Below are 19761 nucleotides of genomic sequence, written 5' to 3' on the forward strand. Positions count from 1 at the left end.
TACCCCTGCGGCTGACCGCCCGCCCCGGACCCGGATCCCCTGCCCCGCGCCGCATGGGCCTTATGGCCTATGATCCGGCGTTTTCTTGAAACTGCATTTGCAGTTTTCGCGGCAGATCCCCTGTCCCCCGGGGTGTTTTCAGCGGCTCAGCCCGCATATTCCCTGCGTTTTGCAGAAAAAGGCAGCACTGATCTGTTGAGTGTTTGTATCACGGAACCTGCAGAAGCAGAAGAAAACTGTGATTTCCGTTCCGCATTAGCAACAACTTTATCCCCCAAAGCGGGATTTCAGATAAAATTTGTTCGTAAAAAGGGCAGTTCTCTTTTTGAAAATCATTTTAAATCAAAGCAATAAACAACGATCCATCCTCAATCTTCATATGCAGTTATGACGGTGACAAGATGGGCTGCGCCCGACCCGGTTTCGCAACGGATTCCGCCGCCGACCAGCACCCCCAGCACCGCCAGCGGCGCGGTGCGCGGCGACAGCGCCGTCAGGTCGCCGGTCAGCACCGCCCGCACCTCGTCGGTCAGCGTCACCGCGCCGCTGCGGGCCCCGAACACAAAGCCGTCCGCCCCGTCTTCGGCCACCACCAGCTCGCCGCCGGTGCGCAGCAGGTCAAAGGCGGCCAGCGCCCCCAGCAACACCCCTTGCACCTGCCGGTCACTGAGCAGCCGGGCCGCATCAATCCGCCACTGAAGGCTGACCGGCGTCCCGCTGGCGGCGACAAAGCCCTGCACCATCCGCCGCAGCTCATCCGCCCGCAGGGCCGACCCGGCCACCACCCCGAAGGCCAGCCGCATGTATTTCAGCCGGATGGCCGCAGCCTCGGCGGAATGGCGCAGCAGGGCGGCCGTCTCGGTGATAAAGGCGGGGTCAGTTTCGTCCGCCAGCAGTTCGATCCCGGCGTTCAGCGCCCCCACCGGCCCGGCCAGATCGTGGCACAGCCGGGTCGAGACGGCGGAGGACAGCCGCACCTGATCAGCCGGAAAGGCCGCGGCGGTACCCAAAACGGTTTCAAGGCTCACAGGTGGACCCTCCCTGACAGGACCAAAGCAGATCTTACAGTGATACAAAGACTTGCCGCCGGAAACCCGGCGTCGGCAGTCCGATTACAAGACAACAGTTAACAGTCCGGAAATCACCGTGTACTCTCCCGCCATATTCAGACCGGACCCCAGCCTTATAAAGCCTGCCTGCCAGGCTTGTTGCCAGCCTTGTTGCCAGCTTCGTTGCCAGCTTCGTTGCCAGTTTCGTTGAAGGATATCGCCGTCATGTCATTCTTTCTGCTGCCCGGCACCTGGGTGCGGCTGCCCACCCAACCCGACTGGGGTCTGGGTCAGGTTCAGTCTGCCATCGGATACCGGGTCACGGTCAACTTTGAAAACGCAGGAAAGCGGCTGGTGAACACCCGGGAAGTGGTACTCGACGTCGTCGATGACGCGGAAATGGACCGTCTGTACGGCCCGCCGCCGTCAAAACTGGGCTGAGGGCACATGCACCGCCCCGCCGCCCCCCGCCTGCCGGCCCTGCCCGCCGGGGTTCTTCTGGCCCCCGCCGGGGCGGTGGCCCAGCAGGCGCTGGCGACCTTTGCCGCCGATCTGACCGCACGCGGCTTCCGGGTGGCGGGCATCACCCAGTCGGTCAGCCGCGACGCCGGTGGCCGCAAAACCGGCATGCACCTGCACCCGGTTGACGGCAGCGGGCCGATTTCCGTCGCGCAGGGGCTGGGGCGCGGCTCTGCCTCCTGCGTGATTGACGAATCGGGGATCGCCGATGCCGCCGCCCGGCTGCGGCAGGGCATCGACAGCGGCTGTGATCTGGTGCTGTTCAACAAGTTCGGCCATCTGGAGCAGGAAGGCCGGGGCTTTCATGCCGAGCTGCTGCTGGCCCTGTCATCCGGCCTGCCGGTGCTGGTCGCCCTGCCGCCCGACATGCTGGGGCCGTGGCTGACCTTCAGCGGCGGCGGCGGTGACCTGCTGCTGCCGACCGCAGACGCCCTGTGGCGCTGGTGGGGGCCGCACCGCCTGTATGCTGATCTGGTCCACAGCGTGCCCGCCGGGGCCGGGGCCCGCGCCCTGAAGGCCTTTGGCCGCGCCGTGGTCCTCTCTGCCTGATCCCGTTTATTATTCTTTAGAAAGTCTGTTCTGCCGTGACCCTGCCCGCCGTTGATGACCGTCTGTTCGCCAGCCTGCCGATTGCCGAAATCCTGCCCGCCGTGCGGCAGACACTGGCCAGCGGCCCCGGCGCGGTGGTGCAGGCCCCGCCCGGCGCGGGGAAGACCACCGCCATCCCGCTGGCACTGCTGGGGGCCGACTGGCTGAAGGGCCGTAAAATCCTGATGCTGGAACCCCGCCGCCTTGCCGCCCGCCTGTGCGCGCAGCGGATGGCCGCCCTGCTGGGGGAAGAGGCCGGGCAGACGGTCGGCTACCGGGTGCGGCAGGAAACCAAGGTCTCCGCCGCCACCCGCCTTGAAGTGGTGACCGAAGGGATCCTGACCCGGCTGCTGCAATCCGACCCCGAGCTGTCACAGGTCGGGCTGGTGATCTTCGATGAATTCCACGAGCGCAGCCTTCAGGCCGACCTCGGGCTGGCGCTGTGTCTGGAAGTGCAGGCCGCCCTGCGCGATGATCTGCGCCTGCTGGTGATGTCGGCCACCCTCGACGGCGGGCCGGTGGCGGCGCTGATGGGCGGGGTGCCGGTGCTGACCTCTGACGGGCGGGCCTTTCCGGTGGAAACCCGCTTTCTGCCGCCCCGCCCGCAGGAACGGCTGGAAGCCGCCACCGCCAGCGCCGTGCGCACCGCACTGGCCGAGGAAAAGGGCTCGGTACTGGTGTTTCTGCCCGGCGAGCGGGAAATCCGCCGCACCGAAGCCCTGCTGCGCGATGACCTGCCGGGGCGGACGGTTGACCTTGCCCCGCTGTACGGTGCCCTGACCCCGGCAGCGCAGGATCTGGCCCTGAAACCCGCCGCCCCCGGACGGCGCAAGGTGGTGCTGGCCAGCGCCATCGCCGAAACCTCGCTGACCATCGACGGCATCCGCGTGGTGGTCGATGCCGGGCAGGCCCGCCGCGCCCGCTTCGACCTTGCCAGCGGCATGGGCCGCCTGATCACCACCCGCGTCAGCGCCGCCGAGGCCGCCCAGCGGCGGGGCCGCGCCGGACGGCTTGAGCCCGGCGTCTGTTACCGCCTGTGGAGCGAGGCGGAAGACCGCGCCCTTGCCCCCTTCTCGCCGCCGGAAATCGCCGAGGCCGATCTGTCATCGCTGGTGCTGGATCTGGCGGCGTGGGGGGCAGACCCCGCCACCCTGCCGTGGCTGACCGCCCCGGCCCCGGCGGCACTGGCGCAGGCCCGCGCCCTGCTGACCGACCTCGGCGCGCTGGATGCCGGGGGCCGCCTGACCGCCCACGGCAAAGCGATGGCCGCCCTGCCGCTGCACCCGCGCCTGTCGCATATGATCACTGCCGCCACGCCGCTGGGCCTCGGCGGGCTGGCCTGCGAGATTGCCGCCCTGCTGGCGGAACGCGACCCGGTGCGCGGCAGCCGCAACGCCGATCTGCGCCTGCGGGTCGATCTGATGCAGGGCGACCGCGACCACGGCCTGACCGTTGATCGCGGCGCACTGGCCCGCGCCCGGTCGCTGGCGCAGGACTGGCGGCGGCGGCTGAAACTGCCCGCCGGACAGGGCTCCGGCGATACCGGGCTGGTGCTGGCACTGGCCTACCCCGACCGCATCGGGCGGCGGCGCGGCAGCCAGACCGCCTATACCCTCTCCGGCGGGCGCGGGGCGGTGCTGCCGGAGACCGAACCGCTGGCGGCGCAGGAATTCATCGTCGTCGCCGACCTCGACGGCGCCGGGCAGAACGCCCGCGTGCATCTGGCCGCCGCCCTGACCCGCGCCGATATCGACCGCCTGACCGCCGACCGCCAGCAGACCGGCACCGTCATCCGCTGGGACAGCCGGTCCGGCGCGGTGGTGGCCCGCAGACAGACCCGGCTGGGGGCGATGGTGCTGGATGATGCCCCCCTGCCCGCCCCCGACCCGTCGCGACTGGCGGAAGGGCTGGTCGATGGCATCCGCCAGACCGGCCTGCACGTGCTGCCGTGGGACCGGGTGACGGAGCAGTACCGCGCCCGCATCGCCTTCCTGCACCGCAGCCGCCCGCAGGACGGCTGGCCCGATGTTTCCGACGACGGACTGCTGGCAACGCTGGAAGACTGGCTGATGCCGTTTCTGGATGGCTGCACCCGGCTGGACCACCTGCGGAAAGTACCGCTGAGCGAGGCGCTGCACAGCCTGCTGCCGTGGGACCGCCAGCAGAAACTGGACGCCGACGCCCCCACCCATTTTACCGTGCCGACCGGCGACCGCATTCCGCTGGATTACAGCACCAATGATGTGCCCGTGCTGCCGGTGCGCCTGCAACAGATGTTTGGCAGCACCACCCACCCCAGCATCGCTGCCGGAAGCGTGCCGCTGGTGGTGCACCTGCTGTCCCCCGCGCACCGCCCGATCCAGATCACCCGCGACCTGCCCGGCTTCTGGACCAGCAGCTACCCCGCCGTGAAGGCGGAGATGAAAGGCCGTTACCCCCGCCACCCATGGCCGGACGACCCGGTCGCCGCCCCGCCCACCAGCCGCGCCAAACCCCGGGGGACGTGAGGGGCGGTGGTGTGGGGATTGGGTGTTGGGTCTTGGGCGTTGGGTGTTGGAAGGGAACGCGGGGCCTTGCCCCGCACCCCGCGTGAGAGGCTCGGCCTCTCACACTCTGGGGGCTGTACAGGTGGTTACCTCCCTGTACACTTGTACACACAGCCTCAACATAGAAATCTATTTACTGCAAGAGAAGTCCAGACCGAACAACCTTTGCAGGCTCATGAAAGATACCAAAACCACCTTGGTGAATTCCATGCCGCAGAAAAATACCTTCTGGCGAAAGATTCTCTTCTGCAACTTTCCGAATGGTATCGAGGGACTGCAGCAATGAACTTGGCGCCATTTCCTGTGCTAAATTTGTGAGCCGCGCCAAACTAGGAACATAATCATTCGCCCGCATCCGCTCGATCAAAAAAGGCGTGCTCCGCATGAAATGAGCCGCTGCAATCGGGATGACGTCGGTTCCTCGGAGAGAGCTTCCCCAACGGTTGTTCGGTTTGAAATTACCCCAAAAGTCCTGATCACCCAAACAAATACTCAGAAGTCTATCACGCTGATCATATTCGCCTTGCCGATGAAATTGTAATCCTGCAATGAAACCGCAATTCCAAACTGCTCGCTCAAATTTTGCGGAAAATTGCTTCAGGGTGCGCCAAATCATCTGCCCAGCATGACATCGATCCTTGGCGTCCTTCATTTCCGCAGCGGCATAAAGGAGAGAAAAGAATACTACATAGAACCCTCTGACAGACCGTGCTGCAATCGCTTCAATCGCTGCAGAACTTATATTATCAGGCATTCTAACAATTGGATTAGGATCGTCGGATATATATATGTCAAACTCACAGGAAACGTCTCTGAGAGCGCGCAATAAATCGCCAAATCCCCATCTCGATGTATTCAAAGCATCAGCATATGAAAGACTAGTGTAGTTTATACTTAGGCTTTGCTCTATAAAATTAACTTTACTAGAATTACGCAATAATTTTATATCTACATAAGAAATTAATCGAAACGCCTCCTTCATGCAACCAGCCCGAACCAGATGGGCCGCAAGCAATGTTCTTACAAAGACATCTATATCGCCCTGCATATTTTTCTGAGCTACAGCATGAATTATTTCGTAGTCGGGCAGATAAATTAATCCACCATTATTAAGAGCACTTAAGGCTCTAACACAGGCCTCCTCTGCAGGATTTAATTTTCCTACAACCCCGATTATCGCCCCATCCAGGTTGTGGTCTGTACGCCTAAGATTTGCCTCCGCAACAAAAGCTGATCGAATTTCGACGTCAGGGAAATGCGATGAATACAAATCTTTCACCCAATCCGTCGCGAAGTTCCCCGCTACTCCATCTAATACCGCCATCCCCCTGCCAGCTAAAATACCAACACAAAGAAAAGACATTTTAGAAATGAACGACCTCCTTTCAAAACAATTATCCATATTTTCAAAATGAACCTGAAGCGACGAACGATCAGAATCTACATTTTTACACGAGAATTTTTCAGCTATTTTTTTTAACAAAAAAATTAATGAATTAATATTCATAATATTTCTCCAAATAATACTATAATATTATATTTAAGAATAACATTTTCGTGTATTACGCTTTTTCTATTCTGGAGCATATTGAACATGCTCTTCAGTCCCTACGCAGGGAAGACAGATTTTTTATGCCCGGCGGAGTTCCCATAGTATGAAATGGTAACCCATTATCCATATGGATTACGGGATGACCCGTGTTTTGAGTCAACACTATTCCTTCATATTGTAAGCCATATTGACTTGTAGGATAGCGCTCCCTGCCCTCGCCCCGCCGGACAGTGCTAATGAAAAGACAAACGCCAGCTTTCTGCTCGGTGAAGATGTGCTCGGCGTAGCCTTGAAAATCGATTTCCCCTTCAGCCTCTTGCATTAAATACGGCAGATCTTACCGTCGCAGGCAACCAAATGACATCGTTAGCGCGAGACGTGCAAATGGCGTTCGCATTCAGACTTCTTATTCTCCATTTGTTAGAGGAATTATTATTTACCATAATCATACCAATCAAAAATTTCTTTTTTCAATATAGAACAATCTTTGAGGACAATAAAACTTAATGCAATCATCCCCCCTCAGGTCAAGGAGCCCAAGGCTCCTTGCGGGTGCAGGGCAGCGCCCTGCGGTCCCTCCCCCTAAACCCGATCCAATCCCCTACCGCCCCGCCTGTTCCAGCAGCGGCAGCAGCCTTTCCTTAGCGCGGGCGGGGATGTCCTGTGGCAGCGCCCCGTCCGGCAGCGCAGCCGGGGGGCCGACGCGGACCACCATCACCATGCCCATGGCGTAATGGGGGGAGCATTTGATGCCGTAGACCCCCGGCACCGGGAACGGCACGGTGATCTCTTCGCTGATCGGGCCTTTGAACGGGGTCGCGCCGGGCGGAATCAGGCCGTCGATGGTGGCGGCGTTGTGGCTTTTGTGGGTGGGCACAAAGCGCACGCTGTCGCCGGGCTGGATCGTCACCAGCGCCGGGTCGAACACCATCGCGCCGCTGTCGCTGCGGTTCAGCAGTCTGACTTCCACGGTTTCGGCCTGCGCGGCGGAGCAGAACAGGGCCACGACAGCCCCCACACACAGGGCGGTTCTCAGCATCGGGTAAGCTCCTTTTCAACAGAAGTGGCGACGGCGGCAGTCACAGCCGGGCGGCGCGGCACGCGGTAGCGGATGTGGCACAGGCCGTCAGCGTCGGTGTCAACCACGGCATCAACGGCGAAGACGCGGCGCAGGCGGTCGGGGGTCAGGATTTCTGCCGGGGGGCCGAAGGCATCCAGCCGCCCGTGGTGCAGCACGGCGATCCGGTCGCAGAACAGCGCGGCGTGGTTCAGGTCATGCAGGGCCGCCACCACGGTCAGGCCCTGTTGCCGCACCAGATCCAGCAGGCTGAGCTGGTGGGCGATATCCAGATGGTTGGTCGGCTCGTCGAGCAGCAGCAGCTCCGGTTGCTGGGCCAGTGCCCGGGCGATGTGGGCGCGCTGGCGTTCGCCGCCCGACAGGCTGCCCCAGTCGCGGTCGGCCAGATCCAGCAGATCCACCGCCGCCAGCGCCTGATCGACACAGGCGGTATCCTGCGGGCTCCACGGGGTGAACGCGCCAAGGTGCGGGGTGCGGCCCAGCCCGGCGACGTGGCGGACCGTGACCCGTTCCTGCGTCTGGGCCTGCTGCTCCACCAGTGCCAGCCGCTGTGCCAGCAGGCGGCGGGGGATGGCGGGCAGCGGTATGCCATCCAGCCGCACCGTGCCGTGATCCGGGCGGCGCAGCCCGGCCAGCAGCGCCAGCAGGCTGGATTTGCCCGATCCGTTGGGGCCGATCAGGCCGACGAACTCCCCGGCCTGCACCGTCAACGAGATACCGTCCAGAATGGCCCGGCCACGCAGGCCCCAGCCAAGGGTTTCAGCGGTCAGCATCAGGTGGCCCTCCCCCGGATCAGCAGCAGCGCGAACACCGGGGCCCCGACCAGCGCGGTGACGACACCAATCGGCACCACCTGCCCGGTGATCAGCGCCCGCGACACCACATCAGCGATGATCAGAAACACCGCGCCGCACAGGGCCGACAGCGGCAGCAGCCGGGCATGGCTGACCCCGGCAACAAGGCGGACGGCGTGCGGCACCACCAGCCCGACAAAGCCGATGGAACCGACCATCGCCACCATCACCGCCGTCATCACCGCCGACGCGCCGATCAGGGTGATCCACACCCGCCGCACGGAAACGCCCAGCGCGGCGGCGGAGCTGCTGCCGAACAGGAAGGCATCCAGCACCCGCGCATGCCACAGGCACAGGGCCAGCCCGGCCAGCACCACCGGCAGGGCCAGCCCGACATCGGGCCAGCGCACGCCGGACAGGTTGCCAAGCAGCCAGAACAGAATCCCCCGCGCCTGCTCGGCATTGGCAGAGCGGGCAACGATGAAAGAGGTGATGGCGTTGAACAGCTGCGATCCAGCCACCCCGGCCAGCACCACCATCACCGGGCTGCGCCCGGCTTTCAGGGCCAGCAGAATGACAAAGCCGAACGCCAGCAGTGCCCCGGCCAGCGCCCCGGCAGACATGCTGACCAGCCCGCCGCCGACGCCCAGCAGCGACACCGCCACCGCCCCGGTGGAAGCCCCGGCGGAAATGCCCATCACATAGGGGTCGGCCAGCGGATTGCGCAGCAGCGATTGCAGCACCACGCCGGAGACCGCCAGCCCGGCCCCGCAGCAGGCGGCCATCAGGGTGCGGGAGAGGCGGTAACTCCAGATCACGCCCTCATCAATCGGGTCGACCGGGTAACCCGCCGCCCACAGGCGGTTGGCGACCGCCTTCAGCACCACATCGGGCGGAATGGCGGTTTCCCCCACTCCGGCCCCGATGGCGAGGGCGGCCAGCAGCACCAGCCCCCCCGCCACCCCTTGCACCAGAAACGCCGGAGCAGAGCGGTGACCGGTCATCAGCGGGCCAGACCGGCGGCGGCAATGGCATCGGCCAGCGCCTCGATGCCGTCAAGGCTGCGCACGGTCGGGTTCATCGCCTGCACGTCCAGCTCAAACACCCGGCCTTCTTTGACGGCGGGCATCAGCTTCGTCACCGGGTCACTGGTCAGGAAGGCACGCTTGACGGCAATGTCATCGGCCTTGAAGCGGCGGCGGTCCGTCTTTCCGGCGACGATCAGGGTCGGATTGGTCTTGGCGATGGTTTCCCAGCCGATGGTCGGCCACTCCTCGTCGCTTTCCACCACATTGCGGATGCCCAGCGCCTGCATGATGTAGCCCGGCGCGCCCTTGCGGCCCGCCACATAAGGGTCAAGGTCAAGCTCTGCGCTGGAGAACCAGAACACGGCGGAGAGAGTGCCCTTCGCCCCGGCCACCTTCGCCCGGGCGGCGGCCTCACGCGCCTTCAGGGTTTCCACCAGTGCGGTTCCCCGCTCCTGCACGTTGAAGATCTGCGCCAGCTCGCGGATTTCCTGATAGATCAGATCCATGGTGAAGGCGTCGTTGCGCACACCGTCGCCGCCGCCGCTGTTATCTTTGCCCACGCAGTCGGCGGGCGAGGTATAGACCGGGATCCCCAGCGTCTCGAACTGTTCCGGGCGGGCGACAATGCCTTCCGGGCCGATATGCCACTGGAACTGTACCGCCACCATCTCCGGCTTTCTGGCGACCAGCGTCTCGAACCCCGGATCGTTATCGGCAAGGCGCGGCGCCTTGGCGTTAACCTCCTCGTACCCCTTCATCACCGGGCCGAACCAGACCGACGTGCCCTTCACCCGGTCACCGAGGCCGAGCATATACAGGATCTCCGTGCTGTTCTGGCCGACGGTGACGGCGCTGGCCGGTTCCTTGCGGAAGGTGATGTCGCGCCCGCAGTTTTTAAGGGTCAGCGGATAGGACGTCTGCGCGGCGGAAGCCGTGGCAGAAAACGCAGCGCCGAGGACAACGGCGGCGCAGGCGGCTTTAAAGCCATTTTGGAAAGACAGCATGACAGGCCCCGACAGAACGGTGGACCGGCCCGGCGGGCGCGGTCAGCGGCAGACGATGGCCACGGGGGAAAGGGACGCAGGACAGACGGCCCCCGGCCTGACCGGATCACGCGCCCCGGTCAGGGGGCAACGGCGCGGCAGGGGCAGACGGTTCCAGTCTCCGGGCTTCCCCGCCCGTGACGATGGATCCCCCGCCCGGGGAAGCACCCGGGCAGGCTGGCGGCAGGTCTCCTGGCTTACGGCGTCGCCCGGCCCCGGCCTTCCCACGGCCCGCGCCGGACAGGCGGGGCCACAGTGGCCTGCCGGATCAGGGGGCGATCCGGCGATGGGGGACAGGCATCCGTACCGTTGGGTACGGGCCGCTTACAGTTGCGGGGGCAGCCACGGTTTTGGCCCCGTCGAGGGTCATCCGCACCGTGTTCCCTTTTAATCCCCAGCACCTCATGGCCGGGGAACCGTCGGGGGACAGTTATGGGCAGTTGCAAATGCGTGTCAAGGCCGATTGCCGTTACGGCGGAAAGCCCGGCACCTGCGGGCGCTTGCCATAGCGGCGCTCGGCCATTTCCACAATCGCCTGCCGCAGCGGCACATGCTGGCGCAGCATGGCCAGAAACGGCTCGCGGTCAAGGTACAGCACCCGGCATTCCGACACCGTCATCACGTCGCTGCCGTGGGCCTCGTCAAACAGCAGGGCGCGCTCGCCGAAAAAGTCGCCCGGCCCGAAGGTCAGGCGCGTGCCGTCGCGCAGCGAGATCAGCACCTCGCCCTCGATCAGAAAATACACCCGGTGAACCAGATCGCCGTGGTGGAACACCAGATGCTTGGCGGGCAGCACCTGCGCCTGCAGGGTGGCGGCGATATCGGCCAGCTGCACCGCATCCAGCCGGTGGAAGAACGGCACCTTGGCAACCAGACGGCACGACACGACAAAGTCGCGCTTGCGGATCTCGGTCATAAACGATGAGGCGATAATACCGGCGGGCACGGCGCAGACGATGATGCCCAGCAGCGTGGTCATCCCGGCAAAGATCCGCCCCAGCGGCGTCACCGGCACCACATCACCGTAGCCGGTGGTGGTCAGGGTGATGATCGCCCACCACATCGCCTTGGGGATGGAGCCGAAGTTCTGCGGCTGCACCGGGCCTTCGATCAGGTGCATGATGCCCGCCACCAGCACCAGCGCCAGCACGATGATCAGCAGCGATGCCACCAGCGCCCGCCGCTCGGCCTCAATCGCCGCCATCACCGATGAAATCCCCGGGGAATAGCGCGCCATCTTCAGCAGCCGCAGCAGCCGCAGGATCAGCAGCACCCGGGCATCAACGCTGCTCAGCAGGCCGATATAGCTGGGCAGGATCGCCACCAGATCCACCAGCCCCATCGGGGTGGTGGCATACTTCAGGCGGGCCTTCCAGCGGGCCAGACGGATCAGCGGCGGATCATCAACGCAGACCCACAGGCGCAGCAGGTATTCCAGCGTGATCATCAGGGTGGTGATCCAGTCCAGCGCCAGCAGGATCTCTTCATGCTCCCACGGGATCGACTCCTCCGTCACCCACACCACCGAGGCGACGTTGATCAGCACCACCGCAATCAGGCCGTAATCCAGCCATGTCTTGTACGGGGTCATCACCGTACGGTCCATCAGCAGGTCGTGCAGGCGCATCCGCAGGCGGATGCCCCGGCCCACATGCGGGGGGGCCGGGCGGGGGGAAGACGGGGTGATCATCCGGCGGGGGGATCCAGAGAAAACGGGGCGCTGCCCTTTTGAATACAGGCAGCGGCACGGCAACGGCAAGGGGAATGGCCGGACCGGCCCCTTTATCGGTACCCCCTCTTTTCCGGCCCCTTCACGGCACGGCGGGATTTGCCTATAACTCCGGCTGCGTTTTGCCGAAAAGGGCCGCCCCATGGACCGATCGTTCCGCCTGCGGATTGCCGCCAGCCTTGCCGACCTTGACGCCGCCAGCCGCCGCCGCAGCCTGACCGTGACCGCGCCGGAAGGCGGCAGCGTGCGGGAAGTGACCCGCAACGGGCAGCGGCTGATCAATTTTTCCAGCAACGACTATCTGGGTCTGTCGCATCACCCGGCGCTGGCCGAGGCCGCCGCCCGGGCCGCGATGGAGTTCGGCACCGGGGCCACCGCATCGCGGCTGGTCTGCGGCACCCTGCCCCTGCACGACGCGCTGGAAACCCGGCTGGCCACCCTGAAAGGCTGCGGGGCGGCGCTGGTGATGGCCGGGGGCTTTGCCACCAACGCCAGCGTGCTGGCCGCCCTGCTGGATGCTGACATCGCCGGAAAAACCCCGCTGGTGTTTCTTGACCGGCTGGCCCATGCGTCAATGCACGACGGGGTGATGGCGGCGGGGGTGCGGCAGCTGCGGTTTCATCACAACGATCTGGCGCATCTGGAAAGCCTGCTGATCCGCCATGCGGACGCCCCCGGCCCGCGCCTGATCGTCACCGAAAGCGTGTTCAGCATGGATGGTGACCGGGCCGACCTGCCCGGCCTGTGCGCGCTGGCCGAAAAATACGGCGCTGAACTGTATGTCGATGAAGCCCACGCCACCGGGGTGCTGGGGCCGCAGGGGGCCGGGCTGTGTGCCGACCCGGCGGTCAAAGGCCGGGTGGGGATGGTGATGGGCACCTTCGGCAAGGCCCTTGGCGGCTACGGGGCGTTTATCGCCTGCGATACGGTGCTGCGCGACTGGCTGGTGACCAAGGCGCGGGGCTTTATTTATGCCACCGCCCTGCCGCCGCCGGTGCTGGCGGCGGTGCTGGCGGCGCTGGATCTGATCCCCGGGATGGACCGGGCCCGCCAGCGGCTGGCCCGGCACGGCGACACCGTGCGCACCGCCCTGCGCGGACTGGGGATCGACACCCTCGCCTCTGACACCCAGATTATCCCCGCCGTGATCGGGGCAGAGGCCGATACGCTGGCCGCCGCCCGGTTTATGGAAGACCGTGGCCTGCTGACGGTGGCGATCCGCCCGCCGACCGTGCCGCCGGGCAGCGGCCGCCTGCGGCTGGCCCTGTCGTCGGACCATACTGATGAGGATATTGCCGCCTTGACTGACGCCTTCACCGCTTTCGCCCGGGCCGGGGCATGACCGCAGCCGTCAGAACCGTCTGGCTGATCCATGGCTGGAGCTATGGCCCCGCCCTGTGGGACGGGGTGGCCGCCGCCCTGTCCGGCACACCGCTGCGGCTGGAACGGGTGGACCTTGGCTACTGCGGGCCGGAAGCCAGCCCCGCCGGAACCCCCGATCTGCTGGTCGGCCATTCCTTCGGCAGTCTGTGGGCCCTGACGCAGGGCCATCTGGCGGCGGTGCCGGTGCTGGCGATCAACGGGTTCACCCGCTTTACCGCCGGTGACGGTTTCCCCGATGGGGTGCCGCCCCGGGGGCTGGCCCGGATGATCCGGGGCATGGCCGGGGATGCCGCCGCCGTGCTGGCCGGGTTCAGGGCCCAGATCGGCGACAGCGGCCCGCTGCCCGCCGTGCCGCCTGACACCGCGCGCCTGATCCGCGATCTGGAACGGCTGCGCGATGACAGCGCCCCGCCCCGCCCCGGCCCGGTGACGGCGCTGGCGGGGCAGGATGACCCGCTGATTACCGCCGCGCACAGCCGCGCCTGTTTCGGCGATGCGGTGCGGTCGGTGCCCGGCGGCGGGCACCTGCTGCCGCTGACCCATGCCGATGTGGTGGCCGACGTCATCCGGGATACCCTTGACGCGGGCAGCCGATGACAGCCCCGGAGAAAAAAGAACAGGACTGGAAAGAAACCGTCCGCAGCCGCTTTGACAGCGCCGCCGCCACCTATGACGGTGACGGGCAGGCCCAGCGGCAGATTGCCGCCGCACTGGCGGGGCAGATCCTGCCGCGTCTGCCCCGCCGCCCGCTTCGGGGGCTGGAAATCGGCTGCGGCACCGGCTTTCTGACGGCGGCGCTGCTGCCTGCCCTGCCCGCCGGGTCGCAGTGGCTGGCCACCGACCTGTCCGCCGCCATGGTCGCTGCCTGCCTGTCACGGGTGATCCCCCCCGACAGCATCACCCTGACCGGGGCGGTGATGGATGGCGAAGCCCCGCCGCAAACCCTGCCCGCCGATCTCGTCGTCTCCAGCATGGCGGTGCAATGGTTCCGTGATCTGCCCGCCGGGCTGCGGCGGCTGCGGCGGCATCTGGCCCCCGGCGGGCTGCTGGCGGTCACCACGCTGGGCAGCGGCACCTTTACCGAATGGCGGGACCTGTGCCGGGCGGCAGGGGTGGTGCCGGGCACCCCGCCCTATCCCACCGCCGACGCCCTGCGCGCGGCCCTTGGCCCGTCAGCCACAGTGCTGCAAAGCCGCCAGCCGCTGCCCTTTGACCGGACGGAAGGCTTTCTGCGCCACCTGCGCGGCACCGGGGCCCGCACCGCGGCCCCCGGCCACCCGCCGCTGTCCGCCGGGCAACTGCGCCGGGTGCTGCGGCAGCGGGCCGGGCAGCCCTTTACCACCGCCTATGACGTCCTGACCGTTTTATGGCCTGCGGAGAAACCCTGATGCGTGGCGTTTTCATGACCGGCACCGACACCGACGCCGGAAAAACCATTGCCTCGGCCTGCCTGCTGGTGGCCCTGCGCCGCCGCTGGCCGCAGGCCGGGTACTGGAAGCCGGTCCAGAGCGGGCTGGATGACCTGCCACGGGGTGATACCGGCACCGTCGCTGACCTGACCGGGTCCGCCGACAGCGATTTTCCCGCCCCGGCCTATGCCTTCCGTGCGCCGCTGTCCCCTGATCAGGCGGCAGCCCGCGACGGCGCGGTGATTGATGCCGCCACCATCACCCTGCCCGCCTGCCCCGGCCCGCTGGTGGTGGAAGGGGCCGGGGGCATCATGGTGCCGGTGGATGGCACCCTGCTGATGCTGGATCTGGCAGAACGCTTCGGCCTGCCGGTGGTGGTGGCCGCCCGCACCGGGCTGGGCACCATCAACCATACCCTGCTGACGCTGGCCGCCCTGCGTGCCCGCGCCCTGCCGGTGGCGGGGGTGCTGTTCAGCGGGCCGGACCACCCTGACAACATCGCCACCATCGCCCGGCTGGGCGCCGTGCCGGTGCTGGGGCGCATCCCCCGCCTGCCGGATCTGACCCCCGCCGCCATCGCCGCTGCGGCAGAAAAAATCAGCCTGCCCCTTCTTCTGTCATAACCCTGACAGGGGATATCCATTTTCCCTTGATTTAACTCAGAGAAGTACTGCTCAACGTACTTTTCAGAATTAAAGTAATAAAAATCCACACCTCGATCAAATAAATCGATCAATATGTATGGCTTTGTTTTTAGGGATACCCTTTCCAATAGATCGAAAGGGGGATAACCGTTTGCTTAGGAACAAAATTCCCCTGGGATTGTAATTCGCGAAAAAGGATATTCCTAACATTAGCATATTGTAAATCCCGACATCCCGGTGTCTTATCTCATAAACGAATACCTTACCAGGTTTAGGGGACTATGATGAAAATTTCACACCGGATCTTTGCGGGCTTTTCTGCGATTCTGGTTTTGCTGCTCGTGGTCAGCGGAGTAGCTATTTTCTCCCTCAATGCGGTAAGCGAACTGTTCTCAGATTACCGCAGCCACGCCCGCGAGAGTAATGAGGCAGCCCGTATTCAGGCCAATCTTCTGACCGCCCGTCTGGAAGTAAAAAACTTTCTTATCAGTGCAAGTCAGAGCGATATTCAGAAATTCAAAGACAGAATTTCAAATACACTGAAAGTTGCCGAGGACTATGCAGCCCTCGCCAACAGAGCTGATGATTTGGAAAAAGAAAAAGAAATTATTCAAAATATTAAAGATTACGCAAATTATTTTGACAAAGTTACAGCCCTTCAGGCTGAAAAAGATAAAATATTTTCCACCATTCTTGATAAAATCGGGGCAAAAAGTGAGAATTCCCTCAGCCAGGCGATGAAAGCCGCCATGCAGGACGGCAATGCTGAGGCCGCTTACGATGCAGGACTGACCCTTCGTCACCTTCTGCTCGCCCGCCTTCACGTTGCCAAGTATCTTCTGAACAACAGCGATGAAGCTTACAGGCGCGTTCTGTCTGAACTGGATGAGTACAGGCAGAATGCAGAGCTGCTTCAAACAACCCTCCGGAACGCGGAGCAGAAGAAGCTGGCCGAAGAATCCCTGAAGGATGCGGCGACGTACCGGGACGCGTTTGAGAAAATCCATACAATCATCACGGCCCGCAACGCTATCATCACCGACAAGCTGGATGTTATCGGCCCCAAGGTTTCCGACACCATTGAAGATCTGAAGCTGACCCTGAAAGGCTATCAGGATAACCTTGGCCCCCGCGCCGCAGACCGGATCAGCCGAGACAGTCTGATCACGTCGCTTATTTCTGCCAGCGCTATTGTCGGCGGAATTCTGGCAGCCTTTGTCATCGGCCGGGCCATTGCCACCCCGATCATCGGAATGACAGGATCAATGGGCGATCTGGCCCGTGGAAATCTTCAGACCGACATTCCGGGCACCGGACGACGGGATGAAATTGGTTTAATGGCCGATTCCGTTGAACACTTCCGCCAGCAGATGATTAAGGTCAAAGAGCTGGAAGCGCAGCAGGAAGCTGATCAGAAGCGGGCTGATGCCGAACGGAAAGCCGCAATGATTCAGATGGCTGACACCTTTGAAGCCGAAGTCGGTGACGTTGTAAACACTGTCGCCTCGGTCTCAACGGAACTTGAAGCCTCTGCGCGCGTCATGTCAGAAACGGCCAATCAGACCGCACTTGATGCGACAACCGTCGCCGCCGGGGCTGAAGAAGCTGCCGCCAATGTTGAAACTGTCGCTTCGGCTGCTGAAGAACTGGCTGCTTCAGAGCGCGAGATCAGCCGCCATGTTCACACCTCTTCCGAGGTTGCCGATCAGGCAAAACGGCAGGCCGACAAAACCCGCGAAACCGTTGAAAAAATGGTCGAAGCGGTCGAGAAGATCAGTCAGGTTGTTCAGCTGATTTCTGACATTGCCGCACAGACCAATCTTCTGGCACTGAATGCGACGATCGAGGCTGCACGCGCAGGTGATGCCGGAAAGGGCTTTGCCGTTGTCGCTAACGAAGTGAAAAGTCTGGCAAACCAGACTGCACGGGCAACAGACGAGATCGCCGCGCAGATCGGCAGTGTTCAGGCTGTGACCAATGAATCCGCCCTGGCAATTCAGAGCATTGCTGATACCATCTCTGAGATTGATCAGATCGCCAGCTCCATCGCTGCCGCAGTGGAAGAGCAGACTGCCGCAACCGGCGAGATTGCCCGCAATGTCGAGCAGGCATCAAACGGCACCCGGGATGTCACCCGCAGCATCCAGTCTGTCACTCAGGCTGCGGGAGAAACCGGCGCTGCGGCGACCCAGATTTCCAGTGCCGCCGCAGATCTGTCACGACAGGGGGAAGCACTGCGGAAAAAGGTTCAAACGTTCCTTGACCGCGTCCGCGCAGACAACGAAGTCTCGACGCTCGTTGAGTGGGATGCCCGGATGGAAACCGGAAACCCGCAGATTGACCGCGAGCACCACGAATTCATTGACCTGCTCAACAGCTATTACCGAAAAATGATGTCCGGCAAGGGCAAAAGCGCTGTCGGCACCATGATGGCGGACCTGAAGGCGCACTTTGATACCCATCTTGCGCATGAAGAAAACGAAATGCAGCGGAATGGATACCCAGACCTTGACCTTCACCGTAAATCCCACCAGAAATTCCTTTCTGAACTGGAAAATATGATGAAGATGTCGGCATCCGGTCAGGATGTCAGTATTCAGGCTCTGACCTTCATCTCTCAATGGGTGACAGAACATACGATGAAATATGACAGGAAGTACGTGCACTTCCTCTCTGCAAAAGCTTGATGCCTGAAAATACGCTCACCACATCACGGGCCGCCCAACACTGATGGGCGGCCCATTTTCTTGCAACCACATCTTTGGTGCCGCCCCGCCCGTCTTCATCGCGCTTTTCCGGAGAGTGCCTTCCTCCTGAATGCTCCCGCCTTCGCGGTGAATTTTACCCACACAGAATATACAGTATTATTTAGTTAAATACATGATATCACCAAGCCATGCGTAAATCACATGATCACTATGTTTAAAATATACTTTCCAAATGGTCGAGTTGTGGAATAGAGCTATCCTCCAGGATAAGAGTAGATAACAGGGTCTGGCCCCGCCCCCCGCTTCCCCCGGCGGGCTGACCGTGCGGTTGACCGGACACCGAAGAGGAGACTCCCCATGTATTCCCTGTGGGTGCGCATTCCGCTGTGGCAGCGGGTTCTGGCCGGGTTCGCGCTCGGCGCGCTGGCCGGGTGGCTGGCCGGGCCGTCGGCCAAAGACTGGTTCAAGCCGGTCGGTGATCTGTACATCAGCCTGATCCGCATGGTGGTGATCCCGCTGCTGCTGACCAGCATCATTTCCTCGGTCGCCAACCTGCACGGTGTCGGCGGGGCCGCCCGGCTGGGGGGCAAGACCATCGGCTATTTCATTCTGACCGCCGTTTTTGCGTCGCTGATCGGGCTGGGCACCGGCCTGCTGCTGGAACCCGGGCTGGGCCTCGGCCAGCTCGCCCTGCAGGAAGTGAAGCCGAAAGTCATCCCCGGCCCGCTGGAGGTGCTGCTGGGCGTGGTGCCGTCCAACCCGTTCAAGGCCATGGCTGACGGCAATGTGCTGCAGGTGCTGTTCTTCGCGCTGGTGATCGGCGCGGTGCTGGCGGTGATGGGTGACAAAGCCGCCACCGTGCGCACCTTTGTCAACGAAGCCAACGACGTGGTGATGAAGGTGGTGAAGATCGCCCTTCAGCTCACCCCGATCGGCACCTTCGGCCTGATTGCCTGGGTGGTCGGCGTGTACGGGGCCGGGGCGCTGGCCCCGCTGGCAAAGTACATTGTCGCCGTCTATGTCGCCTGCGCCATCCATCTGGTGGTGGTCTATGGCGGCCTGACCTGGCTGCACGGCCTTAACCCGCTGAAGTTCTTCAAGGGGGTTGCCCCGGCGACACAGGTGGCCTTTGTCACCGCCTCGTCGTTCGCCACCCTGCCGATGACCCTGTCCAGCACCGTCAACCGGCTGGGCGTGGCGCGGGAATACGCCAGCTTTGCCGTGCCGCTGGGCGCGTCGATGAAAATGGATGGCTGCGGCGCCATCTTCCCGGCGATTGCCGCCATCTTCATCGCCCAGTACACCGGGGTGGAGCTGTCAACCGGGGCCTATGTCGCGATTTTTGTCACCGCCGTCATCGGCTCCCTCGCCACCGCCGGGGTGCCCGGCCCGTCAATTGTGATGCTGACCCTGACGCTGAACGCCGTCGGCCTGCCGCTGGAAGCCATCGGCTACATCATCGCCGTTGACCGCGTGGTGGATATGATGCGCACCGCCACCAACGTCACCGGTCAGGCACTGGTGCCGGTGCTGGTCGCCCGCACCGAAGGGCTGCTGAACAAAGACGTCTACAACGGTGCCTATCTCGCCGAAGACGACAGCCCCGCCGCCGCTGCGCCCGCGAAAGCGTAACGGTACGTCCCTCCTGACACAGAAAACCCCCGCCGGACCGGTCCGGCGGGGGTTTTTGC

General features: G+C 63.5%; 17 protein-coding genes and 1 riboswitch. Of the genes, 10 read left to right on the plus strand and 7 right to left on the minus strand.

What is annotated here, in order from left to right; all coding sequences use genetic code 11:
- Positions 1-69 precede the first annotated feature (69 nt).
- Complete coding sequence (locus G365_RS23735; RefSeq protein ID WP_155976089.1) at positions 70-354, plus strand: hypothetical protein; 285 nt, start codon at positions 70-72, stop codon at positions 352-354.
- A gap of 14 nt (positions 355-368) precedes the next feature.
- Here the strand turns inward: G365_RS23735 and G365_RS20075 are convergent, their stop codons facing one another.
- Positions 369-1028, minus strand: coding sequence for a histidine phosphotransferase family protein (locus tag G365_RS20075; protein ID WP_019644043.1), 660 nt, complete (start codon positions 1026-1028; stop codon positions 369-371).
- A 246-nt stretch (positions 1029-1274) separates the two neighbouring features.
- Between G365_RS20075 and G365_RS0103110 the strand changes: the two genes are divergently transcribed.
- From G365_RS0103110 to hrpB, 3 genes are read left to right on the plus strand one after another with little or no spacing between them, the layout of a single operon-like run.
- Positions 1275-1490 carry a DUF3553 domain-containing protein gene (locus G365_RS0103110; protein ID WP_019644044.1) on the plus strand — a complete coding sequence of 72 codons (216 nt, stop codon included), beginning with the start codon at positions 1275-1277 and terminating at the stop codon, positions 1488-1490.
- 6 nt (positions 1491-1496) lie between these two features.
- Positions 1497-2117, plus strand: a complete 621-nt coding sequence (locus tag G365_RS20080) for a DUF2478 domain-containing protein (RefSeq protein WP_019644045.1) — start codon at positions 1497-1499, stop codon at positions 2115-2117.
- A 35-nt stretch (positions 2118-2152) separates the two neighbouring features.
- Positions 2153-4663, plus strand: coding sequence for an ATP-dependent helicase HrpB (gene hrpB / locus G365_RS0103120; RefSeq protein ID WP_019644046.1), 2511 nt, complete (start codon positions 2153-2155; stop codon positions 4661-4663).
- Between the two features lie 172 nt (positions 4664-4835).
- Here hrpB and G365_RS23740 read toward each other — a convergent pair whose 3' ends face one another.
- From G365_RS23740 to G365_RS0103150, 6 genes are all read right to left on the minus strand, one after another.
- Positions 4836-6209, minus strand: a complete 1374-nt coding sequence (locus G365_RS23740; RefSeq protein ID WP_155976090.1) for a hypothetical protein — start codon at positions 6207-6209, stop codon at positions 4836-4838.
- Between the two features lie 646 nt (positions 6210-6855).
- Positions 6856-7293, minus strand: a complete 438-nt coding sequence (locus G365_RS0103130) for a pseudoazurin (protein ID WP_019644048.1) — start codon at positions 7291-7293, stop codon at positions 6856-6858.
- Positions 7287-8105 (minus strand): ABC transporter ATP-binding protein, encoded by an 819-nt coding sequence (locus G365_RS0103135; RefSeq protein ID WP_019644049.1) that lies wholly within the window; start codon positions 8103-8105, stop codon positions 7287-7289. The genes G365_RS0103130 and G365_RS0103135 overlap by 7 nt, the downstream gene beginning before the upstream one ends.
- Complete coding sequence (locus tag G365_RS0103140) at positions 8105-9130, minus strand: FecCD family ABC transporter permease (RefSeq protein WP_019644050.1); 1026 nt, start codon at positions 9128-9130, stop codon at positions 8105-8107. Before G365_RS0103140 ends, G365_RS0103135 begins: the two co-directional genes overlap by 1 nt.
- On the minus strand, positions 9130-10158 hold the full coding sequence (locus G365_RS0103145) for an ABC transporter substrate-binding protein (protein WP_019644051.1): 1029 nt from the start codon (positions 10156-10158) through the stop codon (positions 9130-9132). The genes G365_RS0103140 and G365_RS0103145 overlap by 1 nt, the downstream gene beginning before the upstream one ends.
- A 204-nt stretch (positions 10159-10362) precedes the next feature.
- Positions 10363-10633: riboswitch (cobalamin riboswitch) on the minus strand.
- Positions 10634-10666: 33 nt separating this feature from the next.
- The gene (locus tag G365_RS0103150; protein WP_019644052.1) at positions 10667-11887 is read right to left on the minus strand and encodes a cyclic nucleotide-gated ion channel; all 1221 of its coding nucleotides are present in this window, start codon (positions 11885-11887) and stop codon (positions 10667-10669) included.
- A gap of 181 nt (positions 11888-12068) precedes the next feature.
- On the opposite strand from G365_RS0103150, the gene G365_RS0103155 reads away from it, so the two are divergent.
- The 6 genes from G365_RS0103155 to G365_RS0103180 all read left to right on the plus strand — a co-directional run bounded on the left by G365_RS0103155 (position 12069) and on the right by G365_RS0103180 (position 19702).
- Positions 12069-13268, plus strand: coding sequence for an aminotransferase class I/II-fold pyridoxal phosphate-dependent enzyme (locus G365_RS0103155; RefSeq protein WP_019644053.1), 1200 nt, complete (start codon positions 12069-12071; stop codon positions 13266-13268).
- On the plus strand, positions 13265-13906 hold the full coding sequence (locus G365_RS20085; RefSeq protein WP_019644054.1) for an alpha/beta fold hydrolase: 642 nt from the start codon (positions 13265-13267) through the stop codon (positions 13904-13906). The genes G365_RS0103155 and G365_RS20085 overlap by 4 nt, the downstream gene beginning before the upstream one ends.
- On the plus strand, positions 13903-14697 hold the full coding sequence (locus G365_RS0103165) for a methyltransferase (RefSeq protein ID WP_019644055.1): 795 nt from the start codon (positions 13903-13905) through the stop codon (positions 14695-14697). The genes G365_RS20085 and G365_RS0103165 overlap by 4 nt, the downstream gene beginning before the upstream one ends.
- Positions 14697-15341 (plus strand): dethiobiotin synthase, encoded by a 645-nt coding sequence (bioD, locus tag G365_RS0103170; protein ID WP_026345056.1) that lies wholly within the window; start codon positions 14697-14699, stop codon positions 15339-15341. Before G365_RS0103165 ends, bioD begins: the two co-directional genes overlap by 1 nt.
- Before the next feature lie 302 nt (positions 15342-15643).
- Positions 15644-18049, plus strand: coding sequence for a bacteriohemerythrin (locus G365_RS20090; RefSeq protein WP_019644057.1), 2406 nt, complete (start codon positions 15644-15646; stop codon positions 18047-18049).
- Positions 18050-18427: 378 nt separating this feature from the next.
- Positions 18428-19702: a dicarboxylate/amino acid:cation symporter gene (locus G365_RS0103180; protein ID WP_019644058.1), complete on the plus strand. Its 1275-nt coding sequence runs from the start codon at positions 18428-18430 to the stop codon at positions 19700-19702.
- Positions 19703-19761: the final 59 nt, after the last annotated feature.

It is taken from the genome of Novispirillum itersonii subsp. itersonii ATCC 12639 (assembly GCF_000381985.1).
In the GTDB taxonomy this organism is placed as follows: Bacteria; Pseudomonadota; Alphaproteobacteria; order Rhodospirillales; family Rhodospirillaceae; genus Novispirillum; species Novispirillum itersonii.